A 23,247-nucleotide genomic window follows, 5' to 3' on the forward strand; every position below is an offset into this window, starting at 1 on the left:
TACCGCTTGCGGCCGCATCTGCATGCACAGGAAGAAGATCAACGTCTCGACCGTGCTCGCCGGTCAGAGGCTGGGAATCAAGGAGGTCGACGACGGCATTTGGCTCGTCAGCTTCATGCATTACGATCTCGGTTATATCGACTTGGAACAGAGGACCTCGCAGACCATCGACAACCCGTTCGGCACGAGGTTGTCACCCATGTCTTAAGTACAATCTGTTACCCATGTCTCCGGGTTGGACAAATTAGGATCACTGGCGGAGAGGGAGGGATTCGAACCCCCGATGGGCTTGCACCCATGCCGCATTTCGAGTGCGGTGCATTCGACCACTCTGCCACCTCTCCGCGGTCATGGTCCGCCGTTGCCGGCGCGGCGCACTAGATAACGGCTGGACAGGCAGGTTACAAGGGCCAATCTGCCCCGACGCCGCAGCTTCTGTCCGTGCTTCTTCGAGGCTCCGGTGGTCACTGCTCGATATTTGCAAGGTCTGGGCTCAACCCATTCGCAGCTTGCCCGCGGCGCTTGCCTTGACTCAAGCCGAACCTTCGGTTAGGGACAGCGCGCAATCGGCGTGGAGGGATCTTCCGCGCCGCTTGTTTTTTGAACCCGCAGACTGACAAAAAGACGGCCGAACCGCCTGTGGCGGTTCATCAAGGCCGACCGAACAGCGAAAGGCAAAAAATGTTCGCAGTCATCAAAACGGGCGGCAAGCAGTATCGCGTTGCCGCCAACGATCTCCTGAAGATCGAAAAACTCGAAGCCAATGTCGGCGACATCGTCGAGATCGGTAGTGTGCTCGCGCATGGCGAGGGCGAAAACGTCACGTTCGGCGCACCGTTCGTGGATGGTGCGATGGTCACCGCCGAAGTCGTCGAGCAGGGCAAGAACCGCACCGTCATCGCCTTCAAGAAGCGCCGCCGGCAGAATTCGCGCCGCAAGATCGGCCATCGCCAGCTTTTGACCACCGTCAGGATTGCTGAAATCCTGCTGGGTGGCGCCAAGCCGGCGAAGAAGGCCGCCGCCAAGACCGAAGCGAAGGCTGAAGTTGCAGCCAAGACCGAGGCGAAGGCTGAAGCCGCGCCGAAGGCAGCAGCGAAGGCAGAGGCTGCGCCGAAGAAGGAAGCCAAGGCCGAGACGACCGAGGACAAGGCTGCCGAAGCCGCCGCACCGTTGTTCAAGGCGCCGAAGGGCGAGCCGGACGACCTGACCGTGATCAAGGGCATCGGCCCGGTCGCCGCCGGCCAGCTCAACGAACAGGGCATCACCACCTTTGCCCAAATCGCCAAGCTGTCCGACAAGGACGTCGCCAAGATCGACGAGCACATGCCGTTCAGCGCCGACCAGATCAAGGACTGGCGTGAGCAGGCCAAGGAATTGGCGAAGAAGTAGAACGAACCGACGCAATCGTCGCCGGATCGGACTTGAAACGGAACGCGAACGCGTTCATAAGATCGTTTAGGCGCCTCGCGGCGCATCGGAGTAGTTAGATGGCACACAAGAAAGCTGGCGGATCGTCGCGCAATGGTCGCGACTCCCATTCCAAGCGGCTCGGCGTGAAGAAGTTCGGCGGCGAAGCCGTGATTCCGGGCAACATCATCATTCGTCAGCGTGGCACGACGTGGCATCCCGGCACCAATGTCGGCATTGGCACGGACCACACGCTGTTTGCGCTCGAAGCTGGCGCAGTCACCTTCAACAAAAAAGCCAATGGCCGAACCTACGTATCGGTGAACCCGATGACGAAGGCAGCGGAGTAGCCGGTTCCGCACGAGAACACCGGCACCCATCTCGGGACCGGTGTCTGGCCAAGCCAGGAAATGGATCAGGGGAGATGGGTTTCCATCTCCCCTTTTTCTTGTGCCTGGAGGACTTTGATATGGTTGCCGAAGCGGAAGCGACAGACGACGAAAGTTACACGATAGATTGCCCGGTGCTCGCGACCGAGCGGCTGGTCATGCGTGCCCCGCGTGAAAGCGACATCGAGCAATTGGTGGCGCTCGCCGACAACCGCCATGTCGCGGAAATGCTGGCTCGCATGCCGCATCCCTATGGCGAGGCGGAGGCACGCGCTTTCCTGGCCATGACGGCATCGCGCCGGGCCGGAATCGCCTATGCGTTGACGCTGGCCGGCACCGAGACCTTCGTCGGCTGTGCCGGGCTCAACACCACGGATCGCGGGCTGGAGCTTGGCTACTGGATCGGCGAGCCGTACTGGAAGCGCGGCTACGCGACGGAAGCAGCGCACGCACTGGTCGACCTTGCCTTCCAGAGAACCACGATCCAGGTGCTGCACGCCTCGACGCGGGTTATCAATCCGGCCTCGCGCCGGGTCATCCACAAATGCGGCTTCCAGTATGCCGGCCAGGGCATGCTGAATTCGATCGTTGCCGGTCAGGTGCCGGTCGAACGCTACCGCCTCGATCGCAAGACCTGGACCAGCCTGCGGAACTGGGTGCATTTTTGATGGATGCGGCTCACGTCATCTCGAGCCAGACCGGCAAGTGATCCGAACCGGCCGCTTGCCGGTCGACCCACAGGCGCCTCAGCGATTTGGCAAGCGAGGCGCTGGTGAAGATGTAGTCGATGCGCTTGTAGCGGCTGGTATCGCCCGGCTGCTTGGGGTCGACCCAGGTGACGAGATCGGCGCCGGCAGCGCCGAGGCGTGCGGCGGCATCGATGGCGAGGTCGGCGGTCACCGGCATGCCGAATTCGTGGTCAGGCTGGCCGGCGAGTTCGACATGTTCCGGCGATCCGGCCAGCATGTTGAAGTCGCCCATGACGACGAAGGCTTCGGGAGAAGGCAGCTCCGGCAAGCCGATCTCGGCGACGCCGGAGAGCCCGCCGCCCTCGAGCGGGTATTTCAACAGACGCTGGCGCAGAAAGCGGATCTGGCTCAGGCGTTCAACCGGGCTGCGATGGTCGAGATGGGTGGAATAGAAGCGGATCGGACCAAGCGGCGTTTCGACCAGCGCCTCCAGCGCGCCGCGCTGGAAGTTCATCGCCTCGACACTGCGGCTGCGCGGCAAAAGGAGATTGCGCGACAGATGGATCGGCGTCCTCGACAGCACCATGTTGCCGAGCTGGAAGGTGGTCGTGATGGCGCGGCCGTTCTCCAGGCGCGAGCCGGCGTCGGCTTCGAAATTGCTGCCGTAGACGGCAAAATAGTCGGGCAGCGCCTCGCCGAGCTCGGCCACCATGTCGCGGCCGCCATTCTTCGGGTTAGCGCGGGTGACCTCCTGCAGCGCGATCACGTCGGCGCCGCGCACGGCATCGGCGATACGGCCGACATCGTAGCGGGCGTCGAGACCGACGCCGTAGTGGATATTGTAAGTTACCAGCTTCATTCCGACATCTCGCGCTTGGAAAGCCGAAGATCGATTTTCGGCAAGGGTCAACCAAATGCTACGCGTCCAGAGATACGCGCGACGTTACAGTAGCAAAAACGGCCCTCGCCCTTCGACCCGCCTTGGTTTAGAGCAATCCCGCAAAGCCAATAACAGAAACCATACAATCCGATGAAATTTCTCGATCAAGCCAAGGTCTACATCCGCTCCGGCGACGGCGGCGCCGGTTCGGTGTCGTTCCGGCGCGAAAAGTTCATCGAGTTCGGCGGCCCGGACGGCGGCGACGGCGGTCGCGGCGGCGATGTCTGGGTCGAGGCGGTCGATGGGCTGAACACGCTGATCGACTATCGCTACCAGCAGCATTTCAAGGCCAAGACCGGGACGCACGGCATGGGCCGCAATATGACCGGCGCCAAGGGTGCCGACGTGACGCTGAAAGTGCCGGCCGGAACACAGGTCTTTGCCGAGGACAATGAGACGCTGATCTGCGATCTGACGGTCGTCGGCCAGCGCTTTCTGTTGGCCAAGGGCGGCAATGGCGGTTTCGGCAACCAGCATTTCAAGACCTCGACCAACCAGGCGCCGCGCCGCGCCAATCCCGGACTGCCGGGCGAAGAGCTCAACATCTGGCTCAGGCTGAAGCTGATCGCCGATGCCGGCCTGGTCGGGCTGCCCAACGCCGGCAAGTCGACCTTCTTGGCGGCGGTCACCGCGGCCAAGCCGAAGATCGCCGACTATCCCTTCACCACGCTGCATCCGGGCCTTGGCGTGGCACGCATCGACGGTCGCGAATTCGTCATTGCCGACATTCCGGGCCTGATCGAAGGCGCGCATGAAGGTGTCGGCATCGGCGACCGCTTCCTTGGCCATGTCGAGCGCACGCGTGTCCTTCTGCATCTTGTCTCGGCGCAGGAAGAAAATCCGGCCAATGCCTACAAAACCGTGCGTGCCGAGCTCGAAGCCTACGGCAATGGGCTGACCGACAAGGTCGAAATCATCGCGCTTTCCCAGGTCGACATACTCGATGCCGACGCGCGCAAGAAGAAGGCCGCCTCGCTGAAACGCGCGGCCGGCCGCGCGCCGATGCTGCTTTCGGCAGTCACCGGCGAAGGCGTCGAAGCGGTGTTGCGCGCGCTGATCGCTGTGGTGGCCGATGCACGCGAGGCGGTCGCTGCGCCGGTCGAGACGCGCTGGAACACATAGCCATGGCCGCGCAATCGCTGAAAAATTATCGGCGCATTGCCGTCAAGATCGGCTCGGCGCTGCTTGTCGACCGCACGACGGGCCTGAAGCGCGACTGGCTGGCCTCGCTTGCCGACGACATCGCCATGCTGGCCAGTGGCGGCGCCGAAATTCTCGTCGTGTCTTCCGGGGCGATTGCACTTGGCCGCACCATCCTCGGTCTCGGCAAGCGGGCGCTGAAGCTCGAGGAGAGCCAGGCGGCGGCCGCCGTCGGGCAGATCGCATTGGCCGGCGCCTGGTCGGATGCGCTCGGCAAGAATGGCTTGAAATCGGGCCAGATCCTGCTGACGCTCGGCGACACCGAAGAGCGTCGCCGCTATCTCAACGCACGGGCGACGATCTCGACACTGCTCAAAATGAAGGCGGTGCCGGTCATCAACGAGAACGATACGGTGGCCACCTCCGAAATCCGCTATGGCGACAACGACCGCCTGGCGGCGCGCGTCGCCACCATGATGGGCGCCGATCTTTTGGTGCTGCTTTCCGACATTGACGGGCTCTACACGGCGCCGCCGGCGCGCGACCCGCAAGCCCGGTTCATTCCGGTCGTCGACCGCATCACCCCTGACATCGAGGCGATGGCGGGTGCCGCTGCTTCGGAATTGTCGCGCGGCGGCATGCGCACCAAGCTCGACGCCGGCAAGATCGCGACCGCCGCCGGCACCGCCATGATCATCACATCAGGCACGCGGCTGTCGCCGTTGCTGGCAATCGAGCGCGGCGAGCGCGCCACCTTCTTCCGGCCGAGCGCCAATCCGGTCAAGGGCTACAAGACCTGGATCGCCGGGCAGCTCGAACCGGCCGGCCGGCTGACCGTCGATGCCGGCGCCATCGGCGCGCTGCTCTCGGGCAAGTCGCTGCTGCCGGCCGGCGTCAAACTGGTCAGCGGCAATTTTGCGCGTGGCGACACGGTGGCGATCCTGTCGCCCGAGGGCCGCGAGATCGCGCGCGGGCTGGTTGCCTATGATGCCGCCGATGCCGTAAGGATCGCTGGCCTGAAGACGACCGAGATCGAAACGGTGCTCGGCTACGAGGCGCGTTCGGCGATGATCCACCGCGATGACCTTGTGGTGAGCCATGCCGGTGGCGAGCAAGTAGTCGGTGACCAGGTTACATAGCGGAGGATGAGCTATGCTGACGCTGCATGAAAAATCCCGGGACGACACCATTACGCTGATGGCCGATGTCGGCCGCCGCGCGCGTGCCGCGGCCCGCCCGCTGGCCACCGCTGCGGCCGAGCGCAAGCACGCGGCGCTGATCGGCATGGCTCAGACGATCCTTCGGCATGAGCAGGACATCCTCGACGCCAATGCCATCGACATCAGAAATGGCAGGGAGGCTGGCCTATCGGCAGCGTCGATGGATCGGCTGAAGCTCGATCCCGCCCGCATCCGCGCCATGGCAGACGGTATCAGCGAGATCGCCGGGTTTCGCGATCCGGTCGGCGATGTCATTGCCGCATGGGACCGGCCGAACGGGTTGCATATCGAACGGGTGCGCACGCCGCTCGGCGTCGTCGGCGTCATTTACGAGAGCCGGCCGAACGTTACCGCGGATGCCGGCGCGCTGTGCCTCAAGGCGGGCAATCCAGTAATCCTTCGCGGCGGCTCGGATTCGCTCAACTCTTCCGCCGCTATCCATGCCTGCCTGGTCGAGGGGTTGAAGGCAGCCGGGCTGCCGGAGGATGCCATCCAGCTGGTGCCGACTACCGATCGCGCCGCCGTCGGCGAAATGCTGAAAGGACTTTCCGGCAATCTCGAGGTCATCATTCCGCGCGGCGGCCGCAGCCTGGTCGAGCGTGTGCAGAACGAGGCACGGGTGCCGGTCTTCGCGCATCTCGAGGGCATCTGCCATCTCTATATCGACCGATCGGCTGATCTCGACATGGCGGTCAAGATCGCGGTCAATGCCAAGATGCGGCGCACCGGGGTATGCGGTGCTGCCGAGACGCTGCTGGTCGACCGTGCCGCCGCCGGCACGCACCTGGTGCCGATCCTCGAGGCCTTGCGGGCGGCAGGCTGCGAGATCCATGCCGATGCCGAGGTGCTGAGGCTTTATGCCGATGCCCAGCCCGCGACCGATGCAGACTGGGTGACCGAGTATCTGGACGCGATCATTGCGGTGAAGCTGGTCGACGGCATCGCCGGCGCCATCGAGCATATCGAGACGTTTTCCTCGCATCACACCGAGGCGATCATCGCCGAGGACGCCACAGCGGTCGACCGGTTCTTCAACGAGGTCGATTCGGCGATCCTTCTGCACAACGCCTCGACCCAGTTTGCCGATGGCGGCGAGTTCGGCATGGGCGCCGAGATCGGCATCGCCACCGGCAAGATGCATGCACGCGGGCCGGTCGGCGTCGAGCAACTGACCTCGTTCAAATACCGCGTACGCGGGTCGGGACAGGTGAGGCCTTGAGCGCCGGTCTTACCCTCCCCCTTGTGGGGAGGGTGGCGAGCATCGCGAGCCGGGTGGGGGTGCGACGCTGAACTCTGCAACACCCCCACCCCGCTCCGCTTCGCGGATCGACCCTCCCCACAAGGGGGAGGGTAAGGAATCCGTATCCTCCCACTATCTGCACATGCCGCATGCCGGGAAAGGCGTGGCGGTCGGGCTGTTCGGCGGTTCATTCAACCCACCGCATGCCGGCCATGCGCTGGTCGCCGAGATCGCGCTCAGACGGCTTGCGCTCGATCAGCTGTGGTGGATGGTGACGCCGGGCAACCCGCTCAAGAATGCCGGTGACCTGGCGCCGCTGGCCGAGCGGCTGCAGCTATCCGAAAAGATCGCCAAGAACCCGAAGATCAAGGTCACCGCCTTCGAGGCGGCCCACCGCGTCCGCTTCACCGCCGACACGCTGGCGCTGGTCAAGGCGCGGAACCCGGGCGTCGATTTCGTCTGGATCATGGGCGCCGACTCGCTTCGCGACTTCCACCGCTGGCAGCGCTGGCGCCGCATCGTGATGACGTTTCCGATCGCGGTGGTCGACCGGCCGGGTGCGACGCTGTCGTTCCTGTCGTCGGTGGTCGCCAAGACCTTCGACTATGCCCGCGTCGACGAAGGCGACGCACCGCGGCTCGCCCGCATGACGGCGCCGGCCTGGACCTTCATCCACGGCCCGCGTTCGTCGCTGTCGTCGAGCGCGATCCGCAAGGTGGCAAAGGGCTGAACCGGCGCGGAAGGCAAGTCCGGTGATGTCGCTTTTGCCGCTGCCTTGACCTGCTTGATGGGCGATCCTCGGTCATGACGATTCTCGCGCGCGACCAGGACAAGAACGGTCTAGGGCAGCCGGCGCCGTCGATCGCCATTGCCAGCATCCTCTTGTCGATGGCGCTGATCGCCGTCGGCAATGGGCTGATGTTCGCCTATATCCCAGTCCGGCTCGGCGCCGAGGGCTTCGATCCGACATGGGCGGGGCTGATCGTCACCGGCCTTTCGGCTGGCGGCCTTGCCGGCTGCATCCTGACCGGGCCGCTGGTGCGGCGTGTCGGCCATGCCCGCGTGTTCATGGTGCTGTCGGCACTGATCGTGCTGTCCAACGCCGCGGTCGGCGCCGGGCCGCACCCCTTGCCATGGATCGCTGCACGGGCACTCTACGGCTTTGCCATATGCGGCCTGTTCATCGTCGCGCAGAGCTGGCTGAACGATGTCGTCGCCAACGCCATCCGCGGCCGGGTCATGGCCATCTTCTACGTTGCCTATGTCGCCGGGCTCGGCGTCGGTTATTCGACGCTGGCGTTGATCGATATCCGCGCGGCCGATGCGCCGCTGATCGGCATTGCCTTTACCGCGCTGTCGATCCTTCCCGTCGGGCTGACGCGGCTCGCGCAGCCGCCGGCGCCGCAAGCGGCTTCCGTGGCGCTCGGTCGCGCCTGGCGGATCTCCCCGGTCGGCGTCGCCGGCATGCTTGCCGTCGGCGGCCTGTCGATGACGATCTCGGGTTTTGCGCCGATCCATGCCACGACCAAGGGCTACAGCCAGGCCGACGTCGCCTTGCTGCTTTCGGCAATGCCGGTCGGCACGCTGATCCTGCAGATTCCGCTCGGCTGGATTTCCGACCGCACCGACCGGCGCTTTGTGCTGATCGCGGCGTCGGCGCTTGCCGCCGCGGCGGGCGTGTTTGCCCTCGGTTTCGACGGCGGCGCGCTGGCGGCTCTGCTTGTCATCTATGTGGTCTGGGACGGCGCCTCGGAATCGATCTACTCGCTGGCCAGCGCCCATGCCGGTGACCGCGCCGGCAAGGACGACATGGTGGCGCTGTCGAGCTCGCTTTTGTTTGCCTGGTCGCTTTCCGGCTTCGTCGTACCCGGCATTGTGACCGGACTTTCCGCCGTCTACGGCACGCAGGCCTTCATCTATGTGGCAATCGTCATTGCCGCCGCCTACTGCCTGTTCGTTCTCTGGCGCGTCGTCATGGTGCGGCCGGTGCCCGCCACCGAGACCGGCAGTTTCGCGCCAATGACGGCGCAGGCGCCGTTGCCTGTCGATCTCGCCTTCGCGCCTGAAGATCAGCGCGGGCGCGGAGAGCTTTGAGGGGCATCCTGCCAGCTGGCTGCAACGCTCTATTGCTGCGTGGCTGAGGCCTCCGGCTGCGGCGCTTGCGGCGCCGGCGCCGGAATTGAAAGACCTTCGGCATCGAACGCCTGCTTGACCCCTTTGGTGAGGTCGATCTGGGCGGCGAAGAAATCGGCAGCCGCCGTCCAGTAGCGCAAGCTGATGGCGACGGTGCTGTCGCCGACGGTCGCGACAAAGGCGATCGGCGCAGGCTGCCGCCTGACGCGCCGGTCGGCGGCGGCAACGCCAAGCATGGTCTTCTGCGCAAAATCGATGTCGTTCCAGGAGCCGATGCTGAGCGTGATGTCGCCGCGCCGCACACCGTTGCGGGTGAAGTTGCGGACCGGCTGGTTCCACAGGGTCGAGTTGGGTGCAAGCACGTAGACGCCTTCGACCGTCCTCAGCGTTGTGGCAAACAGCCCGATCTCCTCGACGGTGCCGGATATCGCGCCGACTTCGACATATTCGCCGATGCGGAACGGCCGCAGCGCCAGCAGCATGATGCCGGCGGCAATGTTCTGCAGCGTGCCTTGCAGCGCCAGGCCGATGGCCAGGCCGGCGGCACCGATAGCGGCAATGATCGAAGCCGTCTGCACGCCGAACTGGCCGAGAACCATGATCACGACCAGTCCCAGGATGGCGTAGCGGACGACCTGCGAGAAGAAATGGCGGAGCGTTTCGTCGAAGCCGCTGATATGGCCGAGGCCGGCATAGATCGAACGCTCGGCGAGGCCGGCGACGATGTAGCCGATGACCAGCAGGATGACGGCGCCGACCGCCGAAAGCGAGTAGGAGACGATCAGCGTGCTGAGTTGCGCAAGGCCGGATTGCACGGTGAGGAGGGCGTTCTGGGGATCGATCGGCATGTCGGGATTCCGGTTCGTGGATGAGCCGATAACCGCTGCGGGGCGAGGCGGTTCCGATTTTCTGGCCCGAAAAGCCGGATATTCGGCCGTTACCGGGCGTCTGCTTGTGAGCGGTGTCTTGAAACTGCAACCTAACTCTGCCTATCTAAGCAGTGTCACCTGATTTCAGAGGTGATTTGGTTGTTCTTGCTGCGAAAGGAAATACACTGAGAACAGCACTGCGGAAGAAGGCCGACATCGTGCCTTCGCCGGCCGGGATCAGCGTAAACGACGCCGTGTCCCGCGCCATCAAGACAGTCCTTGCCAGTCTGGAAGACTCCAAGGCCGAAAATATCGTCTCAATCGACATTCAGGGGAAATCGAGCCTCGGCGACTACATGGTCGTCGCATCGGGCCGATCGCACCGTCATGTCTCGGCTGTTGCCGATCATCTCCTCAAGGCGCTCAAGGATGCCGGGCTCGGCACGGCGCGCGTCGAGGGGCTGGCTGGCGCCGACTGGGTCCTGATCGATTCGGGCGACATCATCGTCCATGTCTTCCGTCCCGAGGTCCGCGACTTCTACAATCTCGAAAAGATGTGGCAGGCGCCCGATCTCGAGGAGGAGACCCTCCACTGAGCCGTATTCGTCTTGATGCATGTCGTTGTCCGACATGCATCAGCGGCTCTTCGAGGCAGGGATGAAGATTACGGTTCATGCCGTGGGCCGAATGAAAGCCGGCCCCGAGAAGCAGTTGGCCGACCGCTATTTCGAGCGTTTTGCCAGGAGCGGTCCTGCCGTAGGCCTCGAATTCGCCGGGATCGTCGAGATTGCGGAAGGTCGCGCGCAGACGGCCAATGAGCGCCGGCGCGAGGAAGGCCAGAAGCTGCAGACGCACTTGCAACCGGGCACGGCGCTGATGCTGCTGGATGAGCGCGGCAAGAACCTTTCCTCCGAGGATTTCGCCGGCCGCATAGGTTCGCTGCGCGATGGCGGGCGCAAGGCGGTGGTGATCGCCATTGGCGGCGCCGACGGCCATGACCAGTCGCTGCGCGACCTGGCTGATCTGACGGTGTCGCTCGGCGCGCTGACCTGGCCGCATCAGCTGGTCCGCGTGATGCTGGGCGAGCAGCTTTACCGGGCGGCCACGATCCTTTCCGGTCACCCCTACCATCGTTCATGAACTCGGCTCCATCGGCGAATTGATGCCAGCCGCCCGGATTTTTGCCCCAATGCTCATCGACAGTTTGGGCTCATGGGGTTTGCGGATGGCGGCCGGGGCTCGAACATGGTTGATGGTTCGTTAACGAAGCCGCGCATAGAGTTGGGCTTCAATGTCTGAAGACTGGAAATCACGAACGGGCTCCTGGCGCGTGCGCTACGGCATCGCCGTGGCGACGATCGCGCTTTCGCTCGGCGTCGCGCGGGCCGAGAACACGCTCGACCTGGCGCCCGACCCGGACCAGAGCCGCGCCGAATACGAAAAAGTATCGAAAGAGATCACGCTGTCGTCCGAGCGGCTGGCCAAGCTCGCCGCCGACATAGCGGCTGTCAAGAAGGACCACGCCTCGATCACCGCGGCGCTGATCCAGTCGGCGATGACCGAGCAGAAGCTCGGCCAGGACATTGAGGACATTGGCGGCAAGCTGGAAGGGCTGAAGGCGCAGGAGCAGAAGATCCGCGCCTCACTGGCCGCCAGACGCGACGTTCTGGCCGAAGTGCTCGGCGCGCTGCAGCGCATGGGGCTCAATCCGCCGCCGGCGATCCTGGTCAAGCCGGAGGACGCATTGTCGTCGGTGCGCAGCGCCATCCTGCTCGGTGCCGTGGTGCCGGAACTGCGCCAGCAGACCGACATGTTGCTGGCCGACCTCAAGGAGCAGTCGCGGGTGACGGCCTCGATCGAGGCCGAGCGGGCGCGGCTGACGGCAGCTGTCGGCGAGCAGGCGGCGGAAAAAAAGCGGCTCGGCATGCTGCTCGAAGCCAAGCAGAAGCTCGCCGCCGATACGCAAACCGCGCTGGCCGCCGAAAAGCAGCGGTCCGCGACGTTGGCGGCCAAGGCCGGCAGCCTGAAAGAACTGATCGCCTCGCTCGAGGCCGACAGAGCCCGCAAGGCGGCGGATGCGGCCAAGGCAGCCGAGCAAAAGACGGCCGACGCCGACAAGGGCCCGGCATCGGCTGCGGCGCCGACGGAATTGGCCTCGCTGCCGGTGCCGGAGAGCAACAGGCTCACCGCTGCCGCGCCGTTTTCCGCGCTTCAAGGGCAGATCGCGCTACCGGTCACCGGCAGGATCAAGCGGCGCTTCGGGGCCAACGACGGTAACGGCGCGGTGATGCTCGGTGACATGGTTGCGACACAATCGGGAGCCATCGTCACAGCGCCGGCGGATGGAAATGTGCTTTATGCGGGGCCTTTCCGCTCTTACGGTCAACTCTTGATCCTGAATGCGGGTGACGGCTATCATGTCGTCCTGGCGGGGATGAGCAGAATCAGCGTCGCGTCTGGCCAGTCGGTGCTCGCAGGTGAGCCGGTCGGCGCGATGGGAGAGGCCCGGGTGGCGAGCACCTCGGCATCGAAGAATGGAAATGCCACGCCGGAGCTCTATGTCGAGTTCCGCAAGGATGGAAAACCCGTCGATCCGGCCCCATGGTGGGCGGACCGTTTTTCTGGAAGGACGTGAATGATGCGGAAACTGTCGCTTCTGTTTGCCGGTGCGCTGATGGGTGCATCGGCGATGAGCCTGGTCTATGGCGCGCCCGGCTCGACAGCGAAAGCTGCGGGCTCCGAGACCTATAAGCAACTGGCGATCTTCGGCGATATCTTCGAACGGGTACGGGCGAATTATGTGACGCCGCCCGACGACAAGTCGCTGGTTGAAAATGCCATCAACGGCATGCTGTCGTCGCTCGACCCGCACTCCTCCTACATGAATGCCGAAGAAGCGCAGGACATGCGCGTGCAGACCAAGGGCGAATTCGGCGGCCTCGGCATCGAGGTCACCATGGAGAACGACCTGGTCAAGGTGATCACGCCGATCGACGATACGCCGGCCGCCAAGGCAGGCGTGCTTGCCGGCGACTATATCGCCAAGATCGACGGCGAGGAGGTTCGCGGCCTGACGCTCAACGACGCCGTCGAGAAGATGCGCGGGCTGGTCAATACGCCGATCAAGCTCACCATCCTGCGCCAGGGCGCCGACAAGCCGATCGAACTGACGGTCGTGCGCGACATCATCAAGGTCAAGGCGGTCAAGTTCCGGGTCGAAAACGACATCGGCTACATGAAGATCACCTCCTTTACCGAAAAAACCTATGACGACCTCGAGAATGCTATCGAAACCATCAAGAAGCAGGTGCCGAACGACAAGCTCAAGGGCTACGTGCTCGACCTGCGCCTCAATCCGGGCGGCTTGCTCGACCAGGCGGTGAGCGTGTCGGATGCCTTCCTCGACCGTGGCGAGATCGTCTCGACGCGCGGCCGCGACCCGAAGGACGTCACCCGCTTCGACGCGCGGGCCGGCGACGACATCGGCGGCAAGCCGCTGATCGTGCTCGTCAATGGCGGCTCGGCCAGTGCCTCGGAAATCGTCGCCGGCGCACTGCAGGATCTGCGCCGCGCCACGGTGGTCGGCACGCAATCCTTCGGCAAGGGTTCGGTGCAGACCATCATCCCGCTTGGCGAGAACGGAGCGCTGCGGCTGACGACGGCGCTCTATTACACGCCGTCCGGCAAGTCGATCCAGGGCAAGGGCATCACGCCCGACATCAAGGTCGACCAGCCGCTGCCGGCGGAACTGCAGGGCAGGGACCTGACGCGCGGCGAATCTGACCTCAAGGGCCATATCAAGGGCGCCGACGAAAGCACGACCGGTTCGGGTTCGGCAGCCTATGTGCCGCCGGAACCGAAGGACGATTTGCAACTCATCTATGCCGAGCAGCTGCTGCGTGGCCAGAAGACCGATCCGGCGTTCCCGCCGAATCCGCAAAAGGCCGTGTTGAACCAGTAAGGGCGGGCAAGCCGGGCCAAACAGGTCTGGCTGCCTGAGCGAAGCGATGCGATGCTGCCGGGGCCGCGAGGCTCCGGCAGTTTGATTCGGGGGCCGCGGCCAGCATGCTGCGCGTCCAGTGAAGCAAGGGGACGCGCCGACATTTTGGATTTTGCGCCTCCGGAGAAGGTTTACTTCGGGGATGCACGCCGGGGGTGCGGGCTTGGCTGATATCGGCAAGGACATAGAACGACCTCTCGGACAGGCGATCCGGCTGCCGCGCTCAGGCAGCGGGATCAGCGCCGGTGCGGTCGCGGCCACGCTTGTCGTGCTGTCCGTGGTCGGCGTCTCCAGCGCCATCGCCTTGCGAGACAAGCCGTTCCGGAAGCTGCAAGAAGTAGCCGTTTCGACGCCGAAGACGCCGGCGGCGGATACCGCCGCCGCGCCCGCCAAGGCGACGCCCGAAATGGCTGCGCCAGGCAACGCAAGCGGGGCCAACATAAGCGGGCCGAAGACGGGCGGTCCGCAGATCATCCATGTCCAGACCGAGGGGGGCGCCGCTCCACCCGAGGCGGCCATAGTCATTCGCGACCCTTCGACGATCGGCCAGAACCTCAGGATCGCGCATATTCCCGACAAGGCGCTGGTCGAGGCCAGCGAAACCGGTCCGTTGCCGATCCGCGCCGCCGACGGCAGGCGCCCGTTCGATGTCTATGCGCGGCCGTGGTCCGGGGCTCGCGGTGCACGCGTGGCGCTCGTCATCGGCGGGCTTGCCGTGTCGCAGACCGGCACGCAGGCAGCCATCGCCAAGCTGCCGGCGGAAGTGACGCTGGCCTTCGCGCCGCAAGGCAACAGCATCGGCCGCTGGATGCAGGTGGCGCGGCAGAGCGGCCATGAGGTCATCATGCAGGTACCGCTTGAGCCGTTCGACTATCCGAACGTCAATCCCGGCCGTAACACGCTGACCGTGGCTGCAACGCCGGACGAGAATTTGAAGAATTTACGCTGGGCGCTGTCGCGAACGACCAACTACACCGGCGTCATGAACTATATGGGCGCCCGCTTTTCGGCCGACGCGACGGCGATGGGGCCGTTGATGGCCGAGCTTGGCAAGCGTGGTCTGGCCTATGTCGACGACGGTTCGTCGGCGCGCAGCCTGGCACCCGAACTGGCGCTGAAGGACGGCGTGCCGTTCGTCGGCGGCGATACGGCGATCGATGCGGTGCAGGACCGCGGCGCCATATTGAAGAAACTGGATGGGCTGGAAGCGACGGCACGGGCGAAAGGGTTTGCCGTCGGCATCGGCTCGGCTTTCGACCTGACGGTGGATACCGTGTCTTCCTGGGTGACCGAGGCCAAGAAGCGTGGCATCGAGATCGTGCCGGTTTCGGCGGTGGCCATAGATCCGGAAAAAGGCTGAGATGGCAAAGAACAAGCTCGTTGAGCCCGAGACGCTGCCCTACCGGCCCTGCGTAGGGGTGATGGTCCTCAATGAAGCCGGCCTGGTTTGGGTCGGCCGTCGCATTGCCGAGCCGGACAGCGAATTCGCTGGAACGACGCAGCTCTGGCAGATGCCGCAGGGCGGCATCGATGATGGCGAGGAGCCGCTGCCCGCGGCGGCGCGTGAACTTTACGAAGAGACCGGCATGCGCTCGGTGTCGCTGCTGGCCGAGGCGCCGCACTGGATCAAATACGACCTGCCGGCGCATCTGGTCGGCGTCGCCTTCAAGGGACGATATCTCGGCCAGACGCAGAAATGGTTTGCCTTCCGTTTCCACGGCGACGAAAGCGAGATCGCGATCAATCCGCCGCCGGGTGGCCACAAGGCCGAGTTCGACCGGTGGGCGTGGCGGCCGATGCTGGAATTGCCGGGCCTGATCGTGCCGTTCAAGCGCAAGGTCTACGAAGACGTGGTGGCGGCGTTCCGGCACCTGGTGGCGTAGCCGCCGGCCTTCCGTTAAAACAGGTCGGCATGAGCGACATCTCCAGCAAATCTCTTCCGCCGACCGTCACCCTGGGCGAACCGATCAGCGAAGCCGCGGCAGGGGCGATCCTGACCATCGATCTCGGCGCCGTCCGTGAGAACTACCGGCGGCTGAAGGCGCGGCTGGGCGGCGTCGGCTGTGCTGGAGTGGTCAAGGCCGACGGTTACGGGATTGGCGCGGCGCCGGTGGCGGCGGCGCTGATGGGTGAGGGCTGTAATACTTTCTTTGTTGCGCATTTGGCCGGCGGCATCTTGCTGCGCAAGGCGCTCGGCTCAGTCCCGGCCATTTATGTGCTGAACGGCATTCCGCCGGGTGCGGAAAGGGAAGCGGTTGCGGCAGGGCTTTGCCCAGTACTCAACAGCGCCAGCCAACTCGCGGCATGGCGCGAGATGGCCGGGCGGGTGGGCCGTAAGTTGCCGGCCGCCCTCCAGGTCGACAGCGGCATGTCGCGGCTCGGCATGACGCCATCCGAGGTGAAGGCAGTCGCGCAGGATCCGCAGGCTTTCGACGGTGTCGAACTGACGTTCGTGATGAGCCATCTCGCCTGCGCCGATGAACCCGAGCAGCCGGCCAACGAGCGGCAGCGGCTCGAATTCGAACGGCTGCGCCGGATGCTGCCGGAAGCGCCGGCTTCCTTTGCCAATTCATCAGGCATTTTTCTCGGGCAGCGCTATCACTACGACCTCGTTCGTCCGGGTGCCGCTCTCTATGGCGTCAATCCGACGCCGGCGAAGGACAATCCGATGCTGCCGGTGGTGCGATTGCAAGCCAAGGTCATCCAGACGCGGATATTGGGGGCCGGCGCCGGTGTCGGCTACGGCCACACTTTCCACACCAAGGCTCCGCTTGCCGCGGCGACGATTTCGCTCGGCTATGGCGATGGCTGGCATCGACGCGCCGCTTCCTCCGCCTGGCTCGAAAATGTGCGGCTGCCCTTCGTCGGCCGGGTTTCGATGGATACGATCATCCTCGACATTTCCGCACTGCCGCCCGGCAGGCTGAAGGCCGGCGACCTCGTCGAACTGATCGGACCGTCGTCGCAGACGGTGGATCAGGTAGCCGGCCAGGCCGGCACCATCGGCTATGAGGTCTTGACCAGCCTCGGCCACCGTTTCCACCGGCGCTATGTGAATGGCTAGGACGCAAGGTTGTTGTCCTCACGCATGTCTTTTCCCTAAGCATCGGCACTTGGCTGACGCCACAGAATCCGGCAGACATGAGGCGGCGATGATCCCGGTCTCGAATCCCGACGAGATGCCGCCGCGGAGAACCAAACGATGAAGATCTTCGTGCTGGGCGGCGGCGTGATCGGGGTCACCACCGCCTATTTTCTTGCCGAGGCCGGTCATCAGGTGACGGTGATCGATCGCCAGAAAGGCCCGGCGCTGGAAACCAGCTTTGCCAATGCCGGCGAGATCTCGCCCGGCTATGCCTCGCCCTGGGCCGGGCCCGGCGTTCCGCTGAAGGCCATCAAATGGCTTTTGATGAAGCACGGTCCACTGGTGGTGCGACCGGCCCTCGATCCGCATATGTGGATATGGCTGGTCAAGATGCTGCGCAATTGCACGGCTGAACGCTACGCGCTGAACAAGGCGCGCATGGTGCCGCTGGCCGAGTACAGCCGCGACACGCTGAAGGCGCTGCGCGAGGCGACCGGCATCGCCTATGACGAGCGCGCCAAGGGCACGCTGCAGCTCTTCCGAACGCAAAAGCAGCTCGACGGCGTCGGCGGCGATGTCGAGGTGCTGAAGGCCTATGGCGTCCCCTACGAGGTCCTCGACCCCGACGGCTGCATTGCGGCCGAGCCTGGGCTGGCCGGCGTGCGCGAGAAATTCGTCGGTGGCCTGCGGTTGCCCGGCGACGAAACCGGCGACTGCAAGATGTTCACCGACAGGCTTGCCGAGCTTTGCGCGGCACGCGGCGTCACCTTCGAATACGACACGGAGATACGGCGCGTCGTCAAGAAGCGCGATCGCATCACCAACATCAGCACCAGCAAGGGCTGGATGGTCGCCGATGCCTATGTGATGGCGATGGGCAGCTATTCGGCACGGTTCATGCGCATGCTGAAGCGGCCCATCCCGGTCTACCCGGTCAAGGGCTATTCGATCACCCTGCCGATCAAGGACGCCGCCGCTGCACCGGTCTCGACCGTGATGGACGAGAGCTACAAAGTAGCGATCACCCGGCTCGGCGACCGTATCCGGGTCGGCGGCACGGCGGAGATTTCCGGCTTCGACCTGCGGCTGCATGAATCGCGGCGCCGCACGCTCGAACATTCGGTCGGCGACCTGTTTCCGGGCAGCGGCGACATGCGATCGGCGACCTTCTGGTGCGGGCTGCGGCCGATGACACCGGACGGGCCGCCGCTGATCGGCCGCACCGATTTCTCCAATCTCTATCTCAACACTGGCCATGGCACACTCGGCTGGACCATGGCCTGCGGCTCGGCCAAAGTTCTGGCCGACATCATCTCCAGCCGGGTGCCCGACATCGACGTCGGCGATCTCGGGCCCGGACGATACGCCAAGTAAGACGCCCACCAGCTAAGACAGCCAGCAGCCGGCAGGCTCACGCGAACAAACCCCTGTCCCGTTCGACGGCCTTGGTAATGAAGCTCGCGACGACCTGGACGCGGCGCAGCGGCCTGACCGATTCATGATAGACCAGCCAGTAGGCGCGGCGGATGGGTGCGACGATATCGAGAGGCACCAGCTCCGGCATCGAGCGGGCAACGAAGGTGTGCAGGATGCCGATGCCGGCGCCGGAACGCACCGCTTCGGCCTGGCCGAGCGCGGAGGAAATGGCGAAGCTGGTCCGCCAGTCGGGGCTGAATTCGGCCGCGTAGTCGAGTGAGGGACTGACGATCAGGTCCGGCACGTAGCCGATCAGCGTATGCTGGCCTAGCTCGGCGGCGGTTCCGGGCAGGCCATGGGTGTCGGCGTAGGCACGCGACGCGAACAGGCCGAGCGTGTAGTCGACCAGCTTTCCCGCCGCCAGGCGGCCTTCCGTCGGCCGTTCGACGGTGATGGCAATGTCGGCCTCGCGCCGGGACAAAGAGAAGGAGCGTGGCACCGGCACCAGCTGGATGGTGAGCTCACGGTTCAGAGCGGTCAGCGCGCCGAGGCGCCTGGCCAGGAAGGCGACGCCAAAGCCGTCCGGCGCGCCGATGCGCACGGTGCCCGAGATGTCGTCGCCTTCGCCTGAAACGGTCGAGCGCGCGGCGATCATGTCGCCCTCCATGCGTTCGGCAATCTCGAGGAAACGCTCGCCCGCCGGCGTCAGCTCACTGCCGGTGGTAAGCCGGCGAAACAGTTTTGTCCTGAGCGCGGCCTCGAGGGCGGCAATGCGGCGCGAGACGGTCGCGTGATTAAGCTCCAGCCGCCGGGCGGCACCGAGGATCTGGCCGGCCCGCGCTACGGCAAGGAAGATACGGGCATCATCCCAGTTCATGAGGGTCCTGGCGATAACGATCAAAACCGCGTTCCTTCGCGCCCCCCTCTGTCCTGCCGGACATCTCCCCCTCAAGGGGGGAGATTGGCAGTTTCGCCGCAGGCGTCTTTCTTGCCGCGGTGAAGATTTCCGAAGGCGGGCGTGACAGCCAATCTCCCCCCTTGAGGGGGAGATGTCCGGCAGGACAGAGGGGGGCGGTGAAGGAACTCAATCTCAATCCTTGCTGCTGGGGACCTGCATTCTTCCTATTTGCGAGAATTGATGCTCTGCCGTCAACCGCTATCTATTTTCTGCACAGCGGTTGCGTTTTCGCTCGCGTTGCCATCGCTCCCGCAAAGGCGGACAATGCCTCATCACGAACCAGGGAGAGAGACCATGATCGAATACGGTCATTTCATCGGCGGCAAGCGCATCGCCGGAACCAGCGGCCGCAAGCAGGACGTCATGCAGCCGATGGACGGCACGGTGCGCGGCACGGTGGCGCTGGCTTCGCAGGCGGAATTGCGCGCGGCGGTCGAAAACGCCAAGGCCGCACAGCCCGGCTGGGCGGCGACCAATCCGCAGCGGCGCGTACGCGTCCTGATGCGGTTCCTCGAGCTGGTCGCCAAGGAGTATGACGCGCTGGCCGAGATATTGGCGCGCGAACACGGCAAGACCATCGCCGACGCCAAGGGTGACATCCAGCGCGGCCTCGAAGTGGTCGAGGTCTGCATCGGTGCGCCGCATATGATGAAGGGCGAGTTCACCGATGGCGCCGGCCCCGGCATCGACGTCTATTCGATGCGCCAGCCGCTCGGCGTCGTCGCCGGCATCACGCCGTTCAATTTTCCGGCGATGATCCCGCTGTGGAAGATCGCGCCGGCCATCGCCTGCGGCAATGCCTTCATTCTCAAGCCGTCCGAACGCGACCCGGGCGTGCCGATGCGCATTGCCGAACTGTTTATCGAGGCCGGTCTGCCGGCGGGCATCCTCAATGTCGTCAATGGCGACAAGGAAGTGGTCGACGCCATCCTCGACGATGCTGACATCAAGGCCATCGGTTTCGTCGGCTCGACACCGATCGCCCAGTACATCTATTCGCGCGGCTGCGTGGCCGGCAAGCGCGTGCAGTGCTTCGGCGGTGCCAAGAATCACATGATCATCATGCCGGATGCCGACATGGACCAGACCGTCGACGCGCTGATCGGCGCCGGCTACGGCTCGGCCGGCGAGCGCTGCATGGCGATCTCGGTGGCCGTCCCGGTCGGCAACGACACCGCCAACCGGCTGATGGAAAGACTGGTGCCGCGCGTCGAGAGCCTGAAGGTCGGTCCGTCGACGGATTCTTCCGCCGATTTCGGCCCGCTGGTCACGGCGCAGGCGCTGGAGCGGGTCAAGTCCTATGTCGACACCGGTGTCAAGGAAGGCGCCAAGCTGGTCGTCGACGGCCGCGGCTTCTCCATGCAGGGCTACGAGAACGGCTACTATATGGGCGGCTGCCTGTTCGACAATGTGACCGCCGACATGCGCATCTACAAGGAAGAGATCTTCGGGCCGGTGCTCTCGGTCGTTCGCGCACCGACCTACGAGAACGCCATCAAGCTCGCCAACGAGCACGAGATGGGCAATGGCGTCGCCATCTTCACCCGCGACGGCGACGCGGCGCGCGACTTCGCCTCGCGGGTTCAGGTCGGCATGGTCGGGATCAACGTGCCGATCCCGGTGCCGATCGCCTACTACACCTTTGGCGGCTGGAAGGCGTCCTCCTTCGGCGACCTCAACCAGCACGGGCCGGACGCGTTCCGCTTCTACACCAAGACCAAGACGGTAACGTCGCGCTGGCCGTCCGGCGTGAAGGACGGTGCCGAGTTCGTCATCCCGACGATGAACTGACCGAACGGTTTCCTGTCAGCGCGTCCTCGCCTTCGGCTTGGGGCGCGCGGGCCGGCGTGAAGGATGGCGCCGAATTCGTCACCCCGACGATGAACTGATCCAAATCGCAGAAAGCAAGAAAAGGCCCGGGCACCAAGCTCGGACCTTTTTGTCGCGGTCTTCATCGGCATGAACACTAATGTGATGGAACCAAGAAGGCAGCAATCTTCTTAGGTTGCAGTCCTGCCGCGAAGGAGATGCTGGCAGATCAACCAACGGCGCTGGTGACGGCTCCGGGGGATATCGTCCGGCGCAAAGGAGGTGTCAGATGGCACGTCTCATGGCGACTATAGCTTGCGCTGCGATGGCCCTTTCCGCCGTCCCGGCAATGGCTGCCGAGCAATGTGCGGCACGCGCCGATATGGTCAAGGCGCTCGGCGAGAAGTTTCATGAAAACCCGAGCGCGGTCGGTGTCGTCAATCCGAATGTGGTGCTTGAAGTCTTCGTTTCCGACAAGGGCACATGGACCATCCTCGCCAGCGACACAAAAGGTCAAAGCTGCGTGATTTCAGTCGGCGAAGGCTGGGAGAGCGCGATGACGAAAGCGGCGCTGCCAGGCACCTGAACGATTTATCACGGGTCTGCGCGCCTCGGCATGGCCGCGCGGCCTGTGGCTCATTCTTTCGGCGACAGCCGTAAAACGGATCTGCAGGCGCCCGCTTGGGCGCCTGCTTGCGCTTTTCCATTATCGATACCATATATCGAGAACATAATGGGAACATCTTAAATCGTTCCCACCAATGGCAGACCGGAACACAGAAAGGAACGACGCGATGATGATGACGTCGGAACCGGCCTGGATCGCTCCGGCAAAATGAGGCCGTCAAACCCCTCCTTTGCCGGAACGTGATGGCAAAGGAGGTGCCCTATGGCACGCAAATCGCTGTTGAGATGGGTGAAAACCCTGGTTCTTGCTGGCGCATTGGCGGTGGGTACGAACACCGCAGGCGCGCAATATCAACACTGCGTTGAACATGGCGAGCTCGTCGCCCATTTGAGCGAGAAGTTCCAGGAAAGGCAGTTTGCTTTGGGGCTGATCGGTCATGAGGCGGTCATGGAAGTCTTTGTCGCCGAGACCGGAACCTGGACCATCGTCGTCACCGATATCGCCGGCAGAAGCTGCATCGTCGCGGCCGGCGACAATTGGGAAAACGTGATGGCCCTGCCCGGCCAGGGCGCATGACGAAATGGCAGGCTCAGCGTGTGGCAGCTGCCTCGGCATGGCCGCGCAAAAGCGCCATCAGGCGCTTGGCGTCCTTGGCCGCGGCATCTTCGTCGCCGGCGAGGATCGAACGGATCAGTGCGACATGATGCTCGGCGGATTCGGCCAAGCCGGTATCGGCCTTGTAGCGGAACCAGAAGCGACGGCTATGGGTTTGCAAGGGTGCCGCCAGGCGCGCGGCGAACGGGTTGTCGGCAGCCAGGGCCAGCGCCTCGTCGAGCGCCTTGTCGGCCTGGATAAAGTAGAACACATTTTCCGAAATCACCGCCTTTTGCATGGCAAGGGCAGCGTCATGGAACAGGTCGGCGGCCTCGCGGGTGACGAAGCGGGCGGCCGAGCGGGCAAGCACCACCTCGACGCCACGGCGGGCGTCGAGGACACGCAGCCAGTCGCCGGGGTGAAGCGGCGCGATGGCGATGCCGGCGCGCGGCCGGACCTCGAGCAGGCCCTCCCAGGCCAGCCGCTGGATTGCTTCGCGAACCGGGGTGCGGCCGAGGCCGAGCCTGTCAATCAGCGCCCCCTCGGTGATGAAGCTCGCCGGCGCCAGTTCGAGAGTTACGATCATGTGCTCGAGCCTGCGGTAGGCCTTCGCAGTTGCCGGCTCGGAGCCCGGGCTGTCATATACCAATGCGGCATCTCCTGATATATTGTTGATATATCATATCAGATTCAACGTTGACAGCCGGATTCTTAAGAAATATACGACTGA

The 23,247-nt window shown here is 64.3% G+C and carries 23 protein-coding genes, 1 tRNA gene and 1 pseudogene; 20 read left to right on the forward strand and 5 right to left on the reverse strand.

Features of this window, described 5'->3' with window-relative positions; all coding sequences use genetic code 11:
* On the forward strand, positions 1 to 208 hold a 208-nt coding region (locus tag NKH59_RS15260), incomplete at its 5' end, for a transposase (protein ID WP_502908702.1).
* Positions 209 to 254: 46 nt separating this feature from the next.
* On the opposite strand, the gene NKH59_RS15265 is transcribed toward NKH59_RS15260, so the two are convergent.
* Positions 255 to 344 (reverse strand) — tRNA-Ser (locus NKH59_RS15265).
* A 337-nt stretch (positions 345 to 681) separates the two neighbouring features.
* On the opposite strand from NKH59_RS15265, the gene NKH59_RS15270 reads away from it, so the two are divergent.
* The 3 genes from NKH59_RS15270 to NKH59_RS15280 all read left to right on the forward strand — a co-directional run bounded on the left by NKH59_RS15270 (position 682) and on the right by NKH59_RS15280 (position 2,464).
* Positions 682 to 1,389 (forward strand): 50S ribosomal protein L21, encoded by a 708-nt coding sequence (locus NKH59_RS15270; RefSeq protein WP_352471261.1) that lies wholly within the window; start codon positions 682 to 684, stop codon positions 1,387 to 1,389.
* Between the two features lie 98 nt (positions 1,390 to 1,487).
* Complete coding sequence (rpmA, locus tag NKH59_RS15275) at positions 1,488 to 1,757, forward strand: 50S ribosomal protein L27 (RefSeq protein WP_023678077.1); 270 nt, start codon at positions 1,488 to 1,490, stop codon at positions 1,755 to 1,757.
* A gap of 119 nt (positions 1,758 to 1,876) precedes the next feature.
* Complete coding sequence (locus tag NKH59_RS15280) at positions 1,877 to 2,464, forward strand: GNAT family N-acetyltransferase (RefSeq protein WP_352471260.1); 588 nt, start codon at positions 1,877 to 1,879, stop codon at positions 2,462 to 2,464.
* A 10-nt stretch (positions 2,465 to 2,474) separates the two neighbouring features.
* Here NKH59_RS15280 and NKH59_RS15285 read toward each other — a convergent pair whose 3' ends face one another.
* Positions 2,475 to 3,344, reverse strand: a complete 870-nt coding sequence (locus NKH59_RS15285) for an endonuclease/exonuclease/phosphatase family protein (RefSeq protein WP_352471259.1) — start codon at positions 3,342 to 3,344, stop codon at positions 2,475 to 2,477.
* A gap of 171 nt (positions 3,345 to 3,515) precedes the next feature.
* Here NKH59_RS15285 and obgE point away from each other — a divergent pair, with 171 nt between their 5' ends.
* The 5 genes from obgE (at position 3,516) to NKH59_RS15310 (ending at position 9,119) form a co-directional block, all read left to right on the forward strand.
* Complete coding sequence (gene obgE / locus NKH59_RS15290) at positions 3,516 to 4,547, forward strand: GTPase ObgE (RefSeq protein ID WP_352471258.1); 1,032 nt, start codon at positions 3,516 to 3,518, stop codon at positions 4,545 to 4,547.
* Positions 4,548 to 4,549: 2 nt separating this feature from the next.
* Complete coding sequence (proB, locus tag NKH59_RS15295) at positions 4,550 to 5,704, forward strand: glutamate 5-kinase (protein WP_352834000.1); 1,155 nt, start codon at positions 4,550 to 4,552, stop codon at positions 5,702 to 5,704.
* 13 nt (positions 5,705 to 5,717) lie between these two features.
* Positions 5,718 to 7,004: a glutamate-5-semialdehyde dehydrogenase gene (locus NKH59_RS15300; protein ID WP_353022290.1), complete on the forward strand. Its 1,287-nt coding sequence runs from the start codon at positions 5,718 to 5,720 to the stop codon at positions 7,002 to 7,004.
* A gap of 163 nt (positions 7,005 to 7,167) precedes the next feature.
* Positions 7,168 to 7,755 carry a nicotinate-nucleotide adenylyltransferase gene (locus NKH59_RS15305; protein WP_031212055.1) on the forward strand — a complete coding sequence of 196 codons (588 nt, stop codon included), beginning with the start codon at positions 7,168 to 7,170 and terminating at the stop codon, positions 7,753 to 7,755.
* 74 nt (positions 7,756 to 7,829) lie between these two features.
* On the forward strand, positions 7,830 to 9,119 hold the full coding sequence (locus tag NKH59_RS15310; protein WP_352979117.1) for an MFS transporter: 1,290 nt from the start codon (positions 7,830 to 7,832) through the stop codon (positions 9,117 to 9,119).
* 29 nt (positions 9,120 to 9,148) lie between these two features.
* Here NKH59_RS15310 and NKH59_RS15315 read toward each other — a convergent pair whose 3' ends face one another.
* Positions 9,149 to 10,006 carry a mechanosensitive ion channel family protein gene (locus NKH59_RS15315; RefSeq protein WP_352471253.1) on the reverse strand — a complete coding sequence of 286 codons (858 nt, stop codon included), beginning with the start codon at positions 10,004 to 10,006 and terminating at the stop codon, positions 9,149 to 9,151.
* 239 nt (positions 10,007 to 10,245) lie between these two features.
* Between NKH59_RS15315 and rsfS the strand changes: the two genes are divergently transcribed.
* The 8 genes and pseudogenes from rsfS to NKH59_RS15355 form a co-directional block, all read left to right on the forward strand.
* Entirely contained in the window at positions 10,246 to 10,623 is a 378-nt protein-coding gene (gene rsfS / locus NKH59_RS15320) for a ribosome silencing factor (protein WP_023678068.1), read from the forward strand.
* Between the two features lie 61 nt (positions 10,624 to 10,684).
* Positions 10,685 to 11,167, forward strand: coding sequence for a 23S rRNA (pseudouridine(1915)-N(3))-methyltransferase RlmH (gene rlmH / locus NKH59_RS15325; protein ID WP_352613317.1), 483 nt, complete (start codon positions 10,685 to 10,687; stop codon positions 11,165 to 11,167).
* 151 nt (positions 11,168 to 11,318) lie between these two features.
* Positions 11,319 to 12,662, forward strand: coding sequence for a murein hydrolase activator EnvC family protein (locus NKH59_RS15330; RefSeq protein ID WP_352450875.1), 1,344 nt, complete (start codon positions 11,319 to 11,321; stop codon positions 12,660 to 12,662).
* The gene (locus NKH59_RS15335; protein ID WP_352471252.1) at positions 12,663 to 13,988 is read left to right on the forward strand and encodes a S41 family peptidase; all 1,326 of its coding nucleotides are present in this window, start codon (positions 12,663 to 12,665) and stop codon (positions 13,986 to 13,988) included.
* A 202-nt stretch (positions 13,989 to 14,190) separates the two neighbouring features.
* Positions 14,191 to 15,387 carry a divergent polysaccharide deacetylase family protein gene (locus NKH59_RS15340; RefSeq protein WP_353022292.1) on the forward strand — a complete coding sequence of 399 codons (1,197 nt, stop codon included), beginning with the start codon at positions 14,191 to 14,193 and terminating at the stop codon, positions 15,385 to 15,387.
* Position 15,388: 1 nt separating this feature from the next.
* Complete coding sequence (locus NKH59_RS15345; protein WP_353022294.1) at positions 15,389 to 15,910, forward strand: RNA pyrophosphohydrolase; 522 nt, start codon at positions 15,389 to 15,391, stop codon at positions 15,908 to 15,910.
* Positions 15,911 to 15,939: 29 nt separating this feature from the next.
* A complete protein-coding gene (gene alr / locus NKH59_RS15350; RefSeq protein WP_353022295.1) occupies positions 15,940 to 17,091 on the forward strand; it encodes an alanine racemase in 1,152 nt (383 codons plus the stop codon).
* Between the two features lie 117 nt (positions 17,092 to 17,208).
* Positions 17,209 to 18,486, forward strand: a pseudogene (locus NKH59_RS15355) (D-amino acid dehydrogenase); the annotation flags it as partial.
* 37 nt (positions 18,487 to 18,523) lie between these two features.
* Here NKH59_RS15355 and NKH59_RS15360 read toward each other — a convergent pair.
* On the reverse strand, positions 18,524 to 19,405 hold the full coding sequence (locus tag NKH59_RS15360; RefSeq protein WP_353022297.1) for a LysR family transcriptional regulator: 882 nt from the start codon (positions 19,403 to 19,405) through the stop codon (positions 18,524 to 18,526).
* Positions 19,406 to 19,780: 375 nt separating this feature from the next.
* On the opposite strand from NKH59_RS15360, the gene NKH59_RS15365 reads away from it, so the two are divergent.
* The 3 genes from NKH59_RS15365 (at position 19,781) to NKH59_RS15375 (ending at position 22,499) form a co-directional block, all read left to right on the forward strand.
* The gene (locus NKH59_RS15365) at positions 19,781 to 21,277 is read left to right on the forward strand and encodes a CoA-acylating methylmalonate-semialdehyde dehydrogenase (protein ID WP_353022299.1); all 1,497 of its coding nucleotides are present in this window, start codon (positions 19,781 to 19,783) and stop codon (positions 21,275 to 21,277) included.
* Positions 21,278 to 21,584: 307 nt separating this feature from the next.
* Positions 21,585 to 21,881 (forward strand): hypothetical protein, encoded by a 297-nt coding sequence (locus NKH59_RS15370; RefSeq protein ID WP_352471247.1) that lies wholly within the window; start codon positions 21,585 to 21,587, stop codon positions 21,879 to 21,881.
* A 303-nt stretch (positions 21,882 to 22,184) separates the two neighbouring features.
* The gene (locus NKH59_RS15375; protein WP_352471246.1) at positions 22,185 to 22,499 is read left to right on the forward strand and encodes a hypothetical protein; all 315 of its coding nucleotides are present in this window, start codon (positions 22,185 to 22,187) and stop codon (positions 22,497 to 22,499) included.
* 13 nt (positions 22,500 to 22,512) lie between these two features.
* Here the strand turns inward: NKH59_RS15375 and NKH59_RS15380 are convergent, their stop codons facing one another.
* Positions 22,513 to 23,103 (reverse strand): GntR family transcriptional regulator, encoded by a 591-nt coding sequence (locus NKH59_RS15380; RefSeq protein WP_502893709.1) that lies wholly within the window; start codon positions 23,101 to 23,103, stop codon positions 22,513 to 22,515.
* Between the last annotated feature and the right edge of the window lie 144 nt (positions 23,104 to 23,247).

The organism is Mesorhizobium sp. M0998 (assembly GCF_040318885.1).
In the GTDB taxonomy this organism is placed as follows: Bacteria; Pseudomonadota; Alphaproteobacteria; order Rhizobiales; family Rhizobiaceae; genus Mesorhizobium.